This is a genomic window from Neorhizobium sp. T25_13 (genome assembly GCF_002968675.1).
In the GTDB taxonomy this organism is placed as follows: domain Bacteria; phylum Pseudomonadota; class Alphaproteobacteria; order Rhizobiales; family Rhizobiaceae; genus Neorhizobium; species Neorhizobium tomejilense.
In genome coordinates this window covers 18,786-32,393 of record NZ_PVBI01000013.1, presented here as the reverse complement: position 1 = coordinate 32,393, position 13,608 = coordinate 18,786, and the positions used below count along the sequence as shown (strand labels likewise).

Sequence of the window (13,608 nt, the reverse complement as noted above, 5' to 3'; positions counted from 1 at the left end):
CAACACCATAACCACGGCGACGCCTGGCTACAATCTCCAGGCAGCGCGGATCACGATCGACAGGCGATCGCCGACCTTGACCGGCTGGCGGCTGAAAGCGCGCAACGCCTGTCCGTCCGGCAGAGCGAGACGCAGCGCATAACGTTCGCCCTCGAACAGCACCGAGAGGACGGTGGCCACCTGTCCTTCCGCCGCAATTTCGACGTCCTGCGGACGGACGAGGATGTCGGCACGCGGCTCCTGCGCCAGTCCGGCGAGGATCTCCTGCATGGCGGGCCAGTCGAAAAGCCGCCTGTCACCGAACGGTGACGGTAGCGAGAGGATCGCCCCCTGCCCCACGAGGCCGCCGACCAACCGGCCCTCCGGCCGCGCATAGATTTCCTCCGGCGTCGCCACCTGCAGCAGCCGGCCCTCGGACATCACCGCGACATCGGTCGCAAGCGCCATCGCTTCCGCCTGGTCATGGGTGACATAGATCATCGTCGCACCGGATCGGGCGTGAAACTCGCGAAACGTCTCTTCCATCTCCTGGCGCAGGTGCCGGTCGAGATTGGCGAGCGGCTCGTCGAGCAGCACGACGTCCGGCTCGGTGACAAGGCAGCGGGCAAGTGCCACGCGCTGCCGCTGGCCGCCGGAAAGATCCGCCGGACGGCGGTCCGCGTAGGTTTCGAGGCGGACGGCGGCAAGCGCCTCCGTCACCTTGCGTGCACGTTTCTCGCCCGGAATGCCGCGCACCTTCAAAGGGTAACCGACATTTTCCGCAACGCTCATATGCGGCCAGAGCGCATAGGACTGGAAGACCATCGCCATGTTGCGATGTTCCGGCGGCACCATCTCGGCTGCGTCCGCCAGAACGCGCTCGCCGAGCAGGATCGAGCCGTCGCTCGGCTGTTCGAAACCGGCGATCATCCTGAGCACCGTCGTCTTGCCGCAACCGGAAGGCCCGAGCAGCGCCAGGAAGCCGCCTTCGCGTACCGTCAGCGACACGTCGTTGACGGCTGCACGGCCGCCTGTGTCGAACGTCTTGGAGAGGCGGTTGAGGATCAGCTTCGCCACGGTACCACACCTTTCGGCAGTCGTTTCGCCATCAGTTCCAGCACCACCATCATCGCGATCACCATGATGACCACAAGGACGGAGAGTGCAGCCGCGATGTTGAAGCTGCCGCTGTCATCGAGATTGTAGATCAGCACGCCAAGCGTCTGGGTGCCAGCCGACCAGAGGAGCGCCGAGACTGTCAGCTCGTTACAGGCGATCAGGAACACGAGGATCACCGAGGCGCCCGCAGCCGGTGCCACCAGGGGCACGAGAATATCGACGAGCCGGCGCGCGAACCCTGCTCCGGAAAGCCGCGCCGCCTCCTCGAGCGAAGGATCGAGCTGACGGAAGGCGCTGACCACGGGCTTCAGGCTGACGGCGAAGAAACTCGAGAAATAGGCGATCAGAATGATCCAGATCGTCCCGTAGATGGAGATGCCGATTACCGGAATTGGCGCCGCGAACAGCAGGATGAAGGCGACAGCCAGCACGATGCCCGGCAGCGCATAGGGGATTTCCGCGAGCGCCGAAATGAGGCCCACGAACCGGCTCTTGCTGCGCACCAGGAAATAGCCGGTCAGCACCGTCACCACCAGGAGACCGAAGGCGGTGGCGAGCGACAGCGAAAGGGAATTGGTGAACGCAATGCGCGTCGCGGCCTGGCGGAACAGGATTTCCTCATAGGCCTTGATGGTAATGGTCGCCGGGCTGAGCGGCACGCCGTAGGCAGGCGCCAGCGAGCTTGCGACGAGAGCGATGAGCGGCATGGCGAGTATCAGAAAGATCGTCAGCCAGAGCAGGAGTTCGGCAAACCAGCGCCACGTGCCGAGCCGGAACACGGCCACCTGCCCCGACAGGCCGATGACGCGATAGTCACGGCCGCGCAATACCCGTGCCTCGACCATCAGCCCGATCACCGACAGGATCGCAATCAGGCCGGACAGGACTGAAATGTCCGCGAACGTGCGGGGACCGAAAGCCGCGAATTTCGAATAGATCAGGGTCGGCAGCGTATAGATCCCGGCGGGAATGCCGAGGATTGCCGGAATGCCGAAATTGCCGACGCAGGAAACGAAGGCAATCGCCGCGCCTGCCGCGAGACCCGGCAGCGACAAAGGCAGGATGACGTCCTTCAGCACCTGAAAGGACGATGCGCCGGAAAGCCTCGCCGCCTCCACCGCGTCGCGCGGCAGCGCAAGCAGCCCGGCACGCAGCGACAGGTAGACGAAGGCCGCATTCTGTACGCCGTAGAGCAGCGCGATGCCTCCGATCGAATAGAGCGGCTGCGGTGAACCGAGAGGCGGCGCCAGCCCGATCGCTTTCAGGAGCGCGCTCGAAGGCCCGGTCATGCCGATCCAGGCAAGCGCCGTCACCTGCGGCGGGATCATCGTCGGCAGCATGAGCAGGAAACCGAGGAGAGCCTTGCCCCGGATGTCAAACAGCGTCAGCAGCAGCGCGAAGCCGCCGCCCAGAACGACGGCTGCGATCATGCCGAAGAAAGAGGTGGACAGCGTATCGTAGACCGACCGCCACAGGCCCGGGTCGGACAGAAGTTCGCTCGCCCCGCCCCGAAAGGCGGACATGATTCCGGTCGCGGCAAGCCGACCGAGCGGCAGCACGCTCAGGCAGAAGATCACGGTTACGACAAAAGGAAACAGCCAGCGTGGCTGGCTGTTTCCCTGTTTTTGAGGTCGCGTCATATGGCGCTTATATCAGCCTTTGATGCCGAAGATATCCGCGAAGCCCTTGACGTCCTTCTCGGAGCTCTTGAGCGCCTCGGGGGCATTGATCGGCAGGACCTTGATCGTCTCGCGCGCCGGGAAGCCGGCCGGTACGGCCATGCCGTTACGAGCCGGGATGTAGCCGAGCTTCAGGAAGCCTTCCTGGCCCTTCTGCGAGAGCACGTAGTCGATGAACTTCTTGGCATTGTCCGCATGCTTGGTGGAGGCAAGGATCGCTGCCGGCTCGGTCACCGCAGACACGCCTTCCTTCGGGAAGACGAATTCGACGGGAGCGCCCTTCGCCTTTTCGCGGATCGGCAGGTAGTCGACGACGAAGCCGTAGGCCTTTTCGCCCGAAGCGACGGACTTCAGGATCGCGCCGTTGCCGCCGGCTGCAATCGCGCCGTTTGCCTTGAGGTTCTTGTAATAGTCCCAGCCGAGGCCGGGGATGCCGGAAAGCGTCTGTGCGTGGATGAGGGCGGCACCCGAGGCGAGCGGGCTCGGCATGGTGACGAGACCTTTGGCTTCCGGCTTGGCAAGGTCTGCCCAGCTGGTCGGCTTCATCGCGGCCTGGGTGTTGTAGATGATGCCGGTGGTGATCAGCTTGGTCGAATGGTAGAAGCCGTCGGCGTCATAGAGGGCCTTGTCGTAATTGGCGGCTTCCGGGGATTTGTAGGCCATCAGCTGGCCTGCCTGCTTCATGCGCTCGAGCGTCACCGTGTCGGCAATCAGCAGAACGTCGGCTGCCGGATTGCCGGCCTGGATCTCCGCATTGAGCTTGGCCATGATCTGCGGCGTCCCGTCACGCACCCACTGCACGTCGAGCCCCGGATTGGCAGCCTTGAAACCGTCGACAGTCGCCTGGGCGTCCTCGTTCGGCTGGCTGGTATAGAGCACGAGATCGGCGGCCTCGGCGGCGCCGGCAATCATGCCGAAAGCCACGAGGGCGGTGAAAGCGGAAAGAAGGTTCTTCATCGGAGCGTCCCTGTTCGAACATAAGCTGCGGACGATAAGCATTCCTGCTTGACAGCCATGTGACAGGCTGGGGGCAACGCCGATCTTCCAGCATGTTTTACCAGCGGCGACCGAAATACGAAGACTAAATTTACTGTTATTCGATCATTCCGGCACAACGGCACTGCCGGACCCCGCTACTTCAATTGTTTCGCAACCAAATCCTGCCATCTCGTGCTCCAGGGTATATTTCGGGGGCACTGAATGAAAAGCCGGGACAACTGGGGCGCACGACTGCGCTATGGGTTCGACAAGAGCATGGCGGGCGGCGCGATCGCGCTGATCGGCTGGCTGGCGCTGATATCGCTGATCGTGATCATGATCGCCGGCGCGATACTCGCCATAACCGGCATCGCTCCGGAAGGCGCAGAATCGCTCGGCTTCATCGAAGGCACGTGGGAATCGCTGATGCGCACCTTCGATGCCGGCACCATGGGCGCCGACCAGGGCTGGAGCTTCCGCATCATCATGCTGCTGGTCACGCTCGCCGGCATCTTCGTCTTCTCCGCGTTGATCGGCGTCATCTCGTCCGGCCTCGAGGAAAAGCTCGACGAGCTGCGCAAGGGCCGCTCGCGGGTACTCGAAACCGAGCACACGATCATCCTCAACTGGTCGCCCTCGATCTTCGACGTCATCTCGGAACTCATCATCGCCAACCAGAGCCGCCGCAATCCTCGCATCGTCATCATGGCGAACAAGGACAAGGTGGAGATGGAAGACGAGATCGCCACCAAGGTCGTCGATCGCAAGAACACCAAGATCATCTGCCGCAGCGGTGATCCGACCGATCTCTACGATCTCGGCATCGTCAACCCGCAGACGTCGCGGTCGATCATCGTGCTGTCACCGGAAGGTGAGGACGCGGACCCGCAGGTGATCAAGACGGTGCTTGCGCTGGTCAACGATCCCAACCGGCGGCCCGAGAAATACATGATCGCTGCGGAAATCCGCGGCGCCGACAATGCCGAAGTAGCAAGGATCGTCGGCGGCGGCGAGATGCAACTGGTGCTCGCCGACGACCTGATCGCCCGCATCGTCGTCCATACCAGCCGGCAGGCGGGCCTGAGCGCGGTCTATTCCGAACTGCTCGATTTCGACGGCTGCGAGATCTACACGCTCGAACAGCCCGGCCTCGTCGGAAAGTCCTTCGGCAATGCGGTGCTCGCTTACGAGAACAGCACGCTGATCGGCCTCTGCGACAAGGACGGCGCAATCCGCCTCAACCCGGACCCGAACCAGGTGATCGTCGCCGGCGACCGCGCGGTCATCATCGCCGAGGACGACGACTCGATCAAAACCTGGTCCGGCGACATGGGCATCGACAAGAATACCATCAAGGCCATCGTCAAACGCGGCAAGACTGCCGAACGCACGCTGATCCTTGGCTGGAACCGCCGTGGCCCGATCATCGCGACCGAACTCGTCCGTTACGTGGCCCCCGGCTCGCGGCTGATGATCGCCGCAGACACGCCGGAATTCGAAGACGAGATTGCAGCACTTCACCTCGACAAGGCACTGCTCGCGGTCGATCACCGGGTGATCGACACCAGCAGCCGTTCGGCACTCGATGCACTCGATATCCCGTCCTACGACCACGTCCTGGTTCTCGGCTACAGCGACAGCATGATGGCGCAATCGGCCGACACCCGCACGCTGATCACCCTGCTGCAGCTCCGCAAGATCGGCGAAAAGGCCGGCAAGCACATCAGCGTGGTCAGCGAAATGATCGACGTGCGCAACCGCGAGCTGGCGGAAGTGACCCGCGCCGAGGATTTCGTCGTCAGCAACAAGCTGGTCAGCCTGATGCTGGCCCAGGCATCCGAAAACGAATCCATGGCGGCAATCTTCAACGAGCTTCTGGATGAGGCCGGCTCCGAGATCTACATGCGGCCGATGAGCGACTATGTCGACATCTCGAAGCCGGTGAATTTCTTCACGGTGGCGCTCGCGGCCCTTCGCCGCGGCGAAATTGCCATCGGCCACCGCCGCCAGCGGCCGGGCGATGCCGACCTCAGAAATCTCGGCGGCGTGGTGGTCAATCCGCCCCGGTCCGAGGTGACCACCTATTCGGACAGCGACATGCTGATCGTGCTTGCCGCCGACTAGCCGGACAGCGGAAAGCATTATGCACCAACAAAAAAGCCTGCCGTTCTGCGGCAGGCTTTTTCGTCAAAGGCTTTCGAAGGCTCAGGCAGCAGCGCGGATCGCGTTGGAGATCAGGCGGCCGAGCCGCTTGATACCCTCGTCGATCATCGCCTCGTCAGCGCAGGAGAAGCTCATGCGCAGCGTATTGGCATTGCTGCCGTCCGCGTAGAACGCCCTGCCTGGAACGAAGGCAACTTTTTCCGTGGCGATCGATTTCGCCAGCAGCTCGGCACCGTCCATGCCTTCCGGCAAGGTCACCCACACGAACATGCCGCCTTCCGGGCGCGTCCAGGTGGCGGTCTTCGGCATGTATTTGTCGAGTGCCGCCAACATCGCATCGCGCCGCTTGCTGTAGACGGACCTGATCTTGGCGACCTGGGCGTCAAAGCCGCGCGAGGCGACGTGCTCGATGGCGATCTGGTTGATCGTCGAGGAATGCAGGTCGGCCGCCTGCTTCATCAAAACAAGCTTGCGGATAACCGGCATCGCCGCGACCACGAAGCCGACGCGCAGGCCCGGCGCCAGCGTCTTCGAAAAGCTGCCGCTGTAGATCGTGCGGGTGTTTTCGATACCGCCCCGGCGGGCGATGTCGAGCGCCATGATCGGCGGAATGGCCTCGCCGTCATACCGCAGGTGCTGATAGGCGGCGTCCTCAAGGATTGCGATGTCGAGTTCGTCGGCAAGCGCCAGCAGCTTTTCGCGGCCGGCCAGGTCAACCGTCTCGCCGGTCGGATTGGAGAAGTCGGCCGAAAGGTAAGCGAACTTGACGGCGCCGCCGGTCTTGGCCGCGGTGTCGCGGTAGGCTTCCGGCGTGCGATTGCCGTTCAGCGACAGCTGGTCGTAATTCGGCTCGTAGGCATTGAAGGCCGAAAGCGCGCCGAGATAGGTCGGCCAGGTGACCAGCGCCGTGTCGTTCGGCGACAGGAACAGCTTGCCGAGATAATCGAGCGCCTGCTGCGATCCGGACGTGATGAACACGTTATCGGGCGTGCAGTCGATGCCGATCTTGGCGACGTCGCTGGCGATCCATTCGCGCAGCGGCTTATAGCCTTCGCTGACCGAATACTGCAGCGCCGCCCCCACCTGGGCACTGGAAAAAATGTCCGAATAGGCTTCCTTGAAGGCCACGTCCGGAAACAGCGCCGGATCGGGAATGCCGCCTGCGAAAGAGATGATATCAGGCTGGTCGAGCAGCTTCAGCAGTTCGCGGATTTCAGAGGCGCGCATGCGGCTGGAGCGCGTCGCAAAGATTTGTTCCCAATCAAGCACGGGATGTTTCCTCTTATTTCAATTTTCTTTGTCCGAACTTTACACAAACCTCGATAGGTCAGCAAGACTGACCTATCGAGGTTGCTGCAGTTTTTTTGGACCATTGTGCTTTACCACGAACCGACCTATCTTACCAATAAGCGATCGATGCGCCGGAGGTAAGATCATGGCAGTTGCGACCTTGTCGTCCAAATTCCAGATTTCCATACCCAAGGAAATCCGTGAAAGGCATAACTGGCAAGCTGGGCAGCAATTTGCCTTCGTTCCAAAAGGAAAGAGCGTCGTTCTCGTCCCGGTGCCGACACGAGACGAATTGCGAGGAATAGCAAAGGGCGCCGACACGAGCAATTACCGGGACAGGGACGATCGGTACTGATGCGCGTGGTCGACAGCTCGGCATGGATCGAATGGCTGATCGACAGTCCTCTGGCTTCACGTCTGGCAGACGAGATTCCCGAAGTGCACGAAATAGTCGTGCCGACGATCGTTCAAATGGAAATGTGCAAATGGCTGATGCGGGAGAAGGGCGAGGAATCTGCCGACCGCTTCATTTCCTATACAACCGAATGCCTCGTTGTTGAACTCGGCACCGAAATTGCCTTGGATGCGGCCGAAGTTTCCCGCCGTTTTCAGCTCTCGGCCGCCGATGCCATCATCTACGCGACGGCAAGGCTCCTCGATGCCGATCTTCTGACCTGCGACCGGCATTTCGAACATCTGCCGCATGTCACCTATGTTCAGAAACCGGGGGCGGAACGTTAAGCTCCACCCCCGAACTTGAAAGCTTAGTTGACGCTCTTGTCGACCAGCTTGTTCTTGCCGATCCAGGGCATCATGCCGCGCAGCTTGGCGCCGACTTCCTCGATCTGGTGGCTGTCATTCATGCGGCGGATGCCCTTGAAGCGCGAGCCGCCCGCACGGTATTCCTGCATCCAGTCCGAGGTGAACTTGCCGGTCTGAATGTCCTTCAGGACACGCTTCATCTCGGCCTTGGTTTCTTCGGTGATGATGCGCGGACCGGTGACGTATTCGCCCCACTCGGCCGTGTTGGAGATCGAGTAGTTCATGTTGGCGATGCCGCCTTCATAGATCAGGTCGACGATCAGCTTCACTTCGTGCAGGCATTCGAAATAGGCCATTTCCGGCGCATAGCCGGCTTCGGTCAGGGTTTCGAAACCAGCGCGGATCAGCTCGACGAGACCGCCGCAGAGAACGACCTGTTCGCCGAAGAGATCGGTTTCGCATTCTTCGCGGAAATTGGTTTCGATGATGCCCGAACGGCCGCCGCCGACGCCGCAGGCGTAGGAGAGAGCCAGTTCAAGCGCGTTGCCGGAAGCGTTCTGGTGAACGGCAACGAGGCAAGGAACGCCGCCGCCCTTCTGGTATTCGCCACGAACCGTGTGGCCCGGGCCTTTCGGTGCGATCATGACCACGTCGACCGAGGTCTTCGGCTCGATGAGGCCAAAATGGATGTTGAGGCCGTGCGCAAAGGCGATTGCGGCGCCGTCGCGGATGTTGCCGGCAATTTCGGCCTTGTAGATGTCGGCCTGGAGTTCGTCCGGGGTCGCCATCATCATCAGGTCGGCCCACTTGGCGGCTTCGGCAACGGTCATCACCTTGAAGCCGTCGGCTTCCGCCTTCTTGATCGTTCCGGAACCGGCCTTGAGTGCGATCACGACGTTCTTGGCGCCCGAGTCCTTGAGGTTCAGCGCATGCGCGCGACCCTGGCTACCGTAGCCGATGATGGCAACGTTCTTGGACTTGATGAGGTTGATATCGGCATCCCGATCATAATAAACGCGCATCGATTTTTCCTTCCCTATGCGTGAGGTCTGTTGATGATTGTCATCGTCCAGCGGAGACGCCGAGCGCGTCCGCCGATTGTTTCTGCGTGCCGTGCAGCGTGAGAAAGGCACCGACCGCCCTCTCCGCCTGGCGCGCATTGTCCTTGAGGCCGGGCTCGCCGAGCAGCATGCGCACATGCAGGTCGGAAACGATCAGGCCGTAAAGCGTGTGATAGGCGGCATCCGCATTGTCGAAGCGCAGCAGCCCTGCCCTTTTTCCCTGGTCGATCAGCGCCATGGCGCGGCGGTCGATCTGCCGGCGGCCGTGTTCGAGCAGAAGCTTCCCGAGCTTCGATCCTTCCCGGGTCGCCTGGCCGATCGCCAACCGGTTCAGCGCCAGCGAAACGTCGCCGGCCAGGACGACCAGCAGATCGCGGGCAAAAAGTTCGAGATGGTCACGCAGGAGATCGGCGGTCAGCCGTTCGCCGGAACGTTCGAAGGTGCGCACCTTGCTCGCCTGATGGGCGATCATCGCCGCCAGCAGGCCTTCGCGGTCGCCGAACCACTTGTAGAGGCTTTCCTTGGAGCAATTGGCGGCGCGGGCAAGACCGGAGGTGGTCAGCGCCTTCTCGCCGCCTTCCACGAGCAGCCGAAGCGCCTGTTCCAGAACGGCGTTCTGGCGCGGCGAAAATTCGGGCATGTCGGAGGTGTCGGCTCTCACGGTTTTAAATCCTTTTGCGTACCGTACGGTACGGTTCTGCTCGTATAAAGCATCCGCCGCCGCCGTCAAGCCCGTTCTTTTAAGGTCCGATCATCAACGATGAAGGTTTTTAAGCTAGACGTTCCCGGAGCCGATACAATCGCCCGAACGATCAGGAGGACATTCATGAACCGGGTATACAGCGCCATCGCCGCCTTCGCTTTTCTTGCCCTTGCCGCTGTTGCCCATGCCGCCGACAACCGTTGCGGCTGGATCCAGAATCCGACGCCCGGCAACTGGTGGCTGGACGACGCCGAGGCCACCTGGACGATCCGCACCCAGGGAAGCGAAGACGAGCCCGAAGGCATGGATCTCATCCCGGACATTTCGGAGCGCGACTATGTCCGCACCAACGGCAGCTACGGTTACGCCTGCGCCTGTATGAAGGTCGATACGGACGGCGACGGACAGATCACCAAAATCTATTCGTTCAAGCAGCTCAAGCTCGCCCAGTGCCGCAACGACAAGGCGCTGAAATTCCCCGGTTGATCCCCGAGGGTTTTAGGCCTCGCTATTCCGCCGCGGCCAGGATCGCACCCACGTCACGCAGCGGCGATATGCCGTAGAGCCGGCTGTATTCGCGGCTGAACTGCGACGGGCTCTGGTAGCCGACCCGGTGGCCGGCGCTGCCGACATCGAGGCCCTCCAGCAGCATCAGCCGCCGCGCCTCATGCAGGCGCAGCTTCTTCTGGAACTGCACCGGCGTCATCGCGGTCACCGACTTGAAATGATGGTGCAGCGAGGACGGGCTCATGCCGACATGGTCCGCAAGGTCCTCGATCCGCAGCGTGCGGTGGAAATTGGCGCGCAGCCAGGCGACGGCGCGGGCGATGCGGTTGCTGCGGCTTTCGGCGGTCGCGATATGAACAAGCCGTGCGCCGTCGGGCCCGCAAAGCACGCGATAGAGGATTTCCTGCTCGATGAGCGGCGCCATGGCCGCTATGTCAGCCGGCCGGTCCAGGAGGCGAAGCAGCCGCGTGGCTGCATCGAGCAATTCCGGAGGCGCGACGTTGGAGACGATACCGCGCATGGCATCCGTGTCGGAACCAGGCCGTGGAACGTCTACCCGCTCCAGCAGCGCGGACAGGCGGTCCGTATCGATGGCAAGCGCGAAACATAGGTGCGGCACCTGCGGGCTTGCGACAGTGACGCGCGAGGTCACCGGCAATTCGATCGAGGTGAGAAGGTAATCGCCAACGCCGTAGGCGATCATCTCGTCCCCCAGCTTGACGCTCTTGGTGCCTTGCAGGACCAAACCGAGGCAGGGCCGGTAGTCCATATAGAGCGGTGCGGTTGGGACCGTCCGCCGGCTGAGCATCAGATTTCCAACGGCCGTGAACACTTCCCCATCCTTCTGAACGTGCCGCGCGGCAATCGAGGCCGCCTCGTGATAGGGATTGAAGGGCAGTGTCATGGAGCCTCCGGAATGAGCAGGTGACCGCTTTTCCTATGCCGACTTGCTCCTGAAACCAACAGGCGAGCGATCACTTTTGCAGGATCGTGCAAAAAGCTCGCAGGATCGCTCTAACGCCGTTGCGAGGTCCGGAGGCATAGTCCGCGCGTCCAATTCCCTCCCAACCCCAACAGATGAATGGAGCTCCCATGGCTATTGCAAAAGGCTATGCCGCGACCGACGCGTCGAAACCATTGACGCCTTTCACCTTCGAGCGCCGCGAACCCAATGACGACGACGTCGTCATCTCGGTGCAGTATTGCGGCGTCTGCCATTCGGACATCCACCAGGCCCGCAACGAATGGGGCAATTCCCGCTTTCCGATGGTGCCGGGTCATGAAGTGGCCGGCGTCGTTTCGGCCGTCGGCGCTGGTGTCACCAAGTTCAAAGTCGGCGACCGTGTCGGCGTCGGCTGCTTCGTGAATTCCTGCATCGGCTGCGCCACCCGCGATCTCGACTACGAACATTTCCTGCCGGGCCTCACCCAGACCTATAACGACGTCGAGGCCGACGGCACGACGCCGACCTATGGTGGTTATTCGGATGCGATCGTCGTCAAGGAAGGTTATGTCCTCTCCTTCCCTGACAATATTCCGCTCGACGCCGGCGCCCCGCTGCTTTGCGCCGGTATCACCCTCTATTCGCCGCTGCGCCACTGGAAGGCCGGTCCCGGCATGAAGGTCGCGATCGTCGGCATGGGCGGCCTCGGCCACATGGGCGTCAAGCTCGGCGCGGCCATGGGCGCCGATATCACGGTGCTCAGCCAGACGCTGTCGAAAAAGGAAGACGGCCTGAGGCTCGGCGCCAAGGACTATTACGCCACCAGCGACGCCGAGACCTTCACCAAGCTCGCCGGCACGTTCGACCTGATCATCTGCACGGTCGGCACGGCGATCGACTGGAATGCCTATCTCGGCCTCCTGAAATTCGACGGCTCGATGGTGCTCGTCGGCGTCCCGGAACATGCGGTCCCGGTCCATGCCTTCTCGGTCATCGGCGGCCGCAAGAGCCTTTCGGGCTCGATGATCGGCTCCATCAAGGAAACTCAGGAAATGCTGGATTTCTGCGGCGAGCACGGCATCACGTCCGAAATCGAGAAGATCAATATTCAGGACATCAACGAAGCCTACGAACGCGTCATCAAGAGCGACGTGCGCTATCGCTTCGTCATCGACATCGCCTCGCTGGCTGCCTGACAGCCCAAAGGTCGAAACAGAAAGGGCGGTCCACGGACCGCCCTTTTTTATTACGCCGACCATTCCCGGTCGCTGAGATAAGCGTGTCGTCGAAACGATACCGCGATCGTTTCCGGCCGCTTTTCCTACTTCGGCAGCTTGTCGTCCACGCCTTCGACGTAGAAATTCATGCCGAGCAGGACGCCGTCCTGCGCCTTTTCGCCGGCAGGCAGCCACGCGGTGCCGTCCTGCTTGTTGATCGGGCCGGTGAACGGATGCAGTTCGCCCGACTTGATCTTGGCTTCCGTCTCTTCCGCCATCGCCTTCACGTCGTCAGGCATGTTGGTATAGGGCGCCATGGTCAGGATGCCGTCCTTCAGGCCATCCCAGATCTGCTCGGACTTCCAGGTACCGTCAAGCAGTGCCTGGGCGCGCTTGATGTAATAGGCGCCCCAGGTGTCGACGATGGCGGTCAGCTGCGTCTTCGGGCCGGCCGCGATCATGTCGGAGGCCTGGCCGAAGGCGAGGATGCCGCGTTCGGCGGCGACCTGCATCGGAGCGGTCGTATCGGTGTGCTGGGTCAGGATGTCGACGCCCTGGTCGATCAGCGCCTTGGCGGCATCGGCTTCCTTGCCCGGGTCGAACCAGGTATTGGCCCAGACGACCTTCAGCTTGAAGTTCGGGTTGATCGACCTGGCGCCCAGTTCGAAGGCGTTGATGCCCATCACCACTTCCGGAATCGGGAAGGAGGCGATGTAGCCGGCGACGCCCTTCTTCGACATCTTCGCGGCAATCTGGCCCTGGATATAGCGGCCTTCGTAGAAGCGCGAATTGTAGGTCGCGAGGTTCGGTCCAGCCTTGAAGCCGGTCGCATGCTCGAACTTCACATCGGGGAATTTCGCGGCGACCTTGACGGTGGCATCCATGAAGCCAAAGGACGTCGTGAAGACCAGCGAGCAGCCGGAGCGGGCCATGCGCTCGATGGCGCGTTCCGCATCCGGGCCTTCCGGCACGTTTTCGAGGAAGGGCGTTTCGATCTTGGCGCCGAGTGCCTTGTCGAGCTGCTGGCGACCGAGGTCATGGGCCTGGGTCCAGCCACCATCCGTCTTAGATCCGACGTAGATGAAGCAGACCTTCTTCTTCTCCTGAGCCACGGCGCCGGTCGAAAAACCGCCCATCAGGGCGGCCGATGCGGCAAGGGCGATAATCAGTTTCTTCATTTCCTAACCTCTATTGGCTTGAAGACGTT

At 61.9% G+C, this 13,608-nt stretch carries 13 protein-coding genes; 5 read left to right on the top strand and 8 right to left on the bottom strand.

Annotation, left to right across the window (positions count from 1 at the left end; genetic code table 11):
• Positions 1-27: 27 nt before the first annotated feature.
• Genes C5J22_RS24565 through C5J22_RS24555 form a run of 3 tightly spaced genes read right to left on the bottom strand, consistent with a single transcriptional unit; the run spans position 28 to position 3,734 of the window.
• Positions 28-1,056 carry an ABC transporter ATP-binding protein gene (locus tag C5J22_RS24565; protein ID WP_105440378.1) on the bottom strand — a complete coding sequence of 343 codons (1,029 nt, stop codon included), beginning with the start codon at positions 1,054-1,056 and terminating at the stop codon, positions 28-30.
• The gene (locus C5J22_RS24560; protein WP_105440377.1) at positions 1,044-2,738 is read right to left on the bottom strand and encodes an iron ABC transporter permease; all 1,695 of its coding nucleotides are present in this window, start codon (positions 2,736-2,738) and stop codon (positions 1,044-1,046) included. Before C5J22_RS24560 ends, C5J22_RS24565 begins: the two co-directional genes overlap by 13 nt.
• Before the next feature lie 12 nt (positions 2,739-2,750).
• On the bottom strand, positions 2,751-3,734 hold the full coding sequence (locus tag C5J22_RS24555) for an ABC transporter substrate-binding protein (RefSeq protein WP_105440376.1): 984 nt from the start codon (positions 3,732-3,734) through the stop codon (positions 2,751-2,753).
• Between the two features lie 243 nt (positions 3,735-3,977).
• Here C5J22_RS24555 and C5J22_RS24550 point away from each other — a divergent pair, with 243 nt between their 5' ends.
• Complete coding sequence (locus C5J22_RS24550) at positions 3,978-5,879, top strand: hypothetical protein (protein WP_105440375.1); 1,902 nt, start codon at positions 3,978-3,980, stop codon at positions 5,877-5,879.
• Positions 5,880-5,960: 81 nt separating this feature from the next.
• Here C5J22_RS24550 and C5J22_RS24545 read toward each other — a convergent pair whose 3' ends face one another.
• Entirely contained in the window at positions 5,961-7,187 is a 1,227-nt protein-coding gene (locus C5J22_RS24545) for a PLP-dependent aminotransferase family protein (protein WP_105440374.1), read from the bottom strand.
• Positions 7,188-7,353: 166 nt separating this feature from the next.
• Between C5J22_RS24545 and C5J22_RS24540 the strand changes: the two genes are divergently transcribed.
• Together C5J22_RS24540 and C5J22_RS24535 are read left to right on the top strand one after the other, a co-directional pair.
• Positions 7,354-7,563, top strand: coding sequence for an AbrB/MazE/SpoVT family DNA-binding domain-containing protein (locus tag C5J22_RS24540; RefSeq protein ID WP_046599786.1), 210 nt, complete (start codon positions 7,354-7,356; stop codon positions 7,561-7,563).
• Positions 7,563-7,949 carry a type II toxin-antitoxin system VapC family toxin gene (locus C5J22_RS24535; RefSeq protein WP_105403460.1) on the top strand — a complete coding sequence of 129 codons (387 nt, stop codon included), beginning with the start codon at positions 7,563-7,565 and terminating at the stop codon, positions 7,947-7,949. Before C5J22_RS24540 ends, C5J22_RS24535 begins: the two co-directional genes overlap by 1 nt.
• A gap of 23 nt (positions 7,950-7,972) precedes the next feature.
• Here the strand turns inward: C5J22_RS24535 and ilvC are convergent, their stop codons facing one another.
• On the bottom strand, positions 7,973-8,992 hold the full coding sequence (gene ilvC / locus C5J22_RS24530) for a ketol-acid reductoisomerase (protein WP_037082110.1): 1,020 nt from the start codon (positions 8,990-8,992) through the stop codon (positions 7,973-7,975).
• A 40-nt stretch (positions 8,993-9,032) separates the two neighbouring features.
• Positions 9,033-9,671 (bottom strand): TetR/AcrR family transcriptional regulator, encoded by a 639-nt coding sequence (locus C5J22_RS24525; RefSeq protein WP_105440373.1) that lies wholly within the window; start codon positions 9,669-9,671, stop codon positions 9,033-9,035.
• A 186-nt stretch (positions 9,672-9,857) separates the two neighbouring features.
• Here C5J22_RS24525 and C5J22_RS24520 point away from each other — a divergent pair, with 186 nt between their 5' ends.
• Positions 9,858-10,220, top strand: coding sequence for a DUF4087 domain-containing protein (locus C5J22_RS24520; protein WP_105440372.1), 363 nt, complete (start codon positions 9,858-9,860; stop codon positions 10,218-10,220).
• Between the two features lie 22 nt (positions 10,221-10,242).
• On the opposite strand, the gene C5J22_RS24515 is transcribed toward C5J22_RS24520, so the two are convergent.
• Positions 10,243-11,145, bottom strand: coding sequence for an AraC family transcriptional regulator (locus C5J22_RS24515; protein ID WP_105440371.1), 903 nt, complete (start codon positions 11,143-11,145; stop codon positions 10,243-10,245).
• Between the two features lie 188 nt (positions 11,146-11,333).
• Between C5J22_RS24515 and C5J22_RS24510 the strand changes: the two genes are divergently transcribed.
• On the top strand, positions 11,334-12,380 hold the full coding sequence (locus C5J22_RS24510) for an NAD(P)-dependent alcohol dehydrogenase (RefSeq protein WP_105440370.1): 1,047 nt from the start codon (positions 11,334-11,336) through the stop codon (positions 12,378-12,380).
• Between the two features lie 125 nt (positions 12,381-12,505).
• On the opposite strand, the gene C5J22_RS24505 is transcribed toward C5J22_RS24510, so the two are convergent.
• Entirely contained in the window at positions 12,506-13,579 is a 1,074-nt protein-coding gene (locus C5J22_RS24505) for a BMP family ABC transporter substrate-binding protein (protein ID WP_105440369.1), read from the bottom strand.
• Positions 13,580-13,608 lie beyond the last annotated feature (29 nt).

Excerpts from the sequence above, each read along its gene's own strand:
- C5J22_RS24560 (WP_105440377.1), bottom strand. The coding sequence starts at position 2,738 with ATGACGCGACCTCAAAAACAGGGAAACAGCCAGCCACGCTGGCTGTTT.
- C5J22_RS24555 (WP_105440376.1), bottom strand. The coding sequence starts at position 3,734 with ATGAAGAACCTTCTTTCCGCTTTCACCGCCCTCGTGGCTTTCGGCATG.
- C5J22_RS24550 (WP_105440375.1), top strand. The coding sequence starts at position 3,978 with ATGAAAAGCCGGGACAACTGGGGCGCACGACTGCGCTATGGGTTCGAC.
- C5J22_RS24540 (WP_046599786.1), top strand. The coding sequence starts at position 7,354 with ATGGCAGTTGCGACCTTGTCGTCCAAATTCCAGATTTCCATACCCAAG.
- C5J22_RS24535 (WP_105403460.1), top strand. The coding sequence starts at position 7,563 with ATGCGCGTGGTCGACAGCTCGGCATGGATCGAATGGCTGATCGACAGT.
- ilvC (WP_037082110.1), bottom strand. The coding sequence starts at position 8,992 with ATGCGCGTTTATTATGATCGGGATGCCGATATCAACCTCATCAAGTCC.
- C5J22_RS24525 (WP_105440373.1), bottom strand. The coding sequence starts at position 9,671 with ATGCCCGAATTTTCGCCGCGCCAGAACGCCGTTCTGGAACAGGCGCTT.
- C5J22_RS24520 (WP_105440372.1), top strand. The coding sequence starts at position 9,858 with ATGAACCGGGTATACAGCGCCATCGCCGCCTTCGCTTTTCTTGCCCTT.
- C5J22_RS24515 (WP_105440371.1), bottom strand. The coding sequence starts at position 11,145 with ATGACACTGCCCTTCAATCCCTATCACGAGGCGGCCTCGATTGCCGCG.
- C5J22_RS24510 (WP_105440370.1), top strand. The coding sequence starts at position 11,334 with ATGGCTATTGCAAAAGGCTATGCCGCGACCGACGCGTCGAAACCATTG.
- C5J22_RS24505 (WP_105440369.1), bottom strand. The coding sequence starts at position 13,579 with ATGAAGAAACTGATTATCGCCCTTGCCGCATCGGCCGCCCTGATGGGC.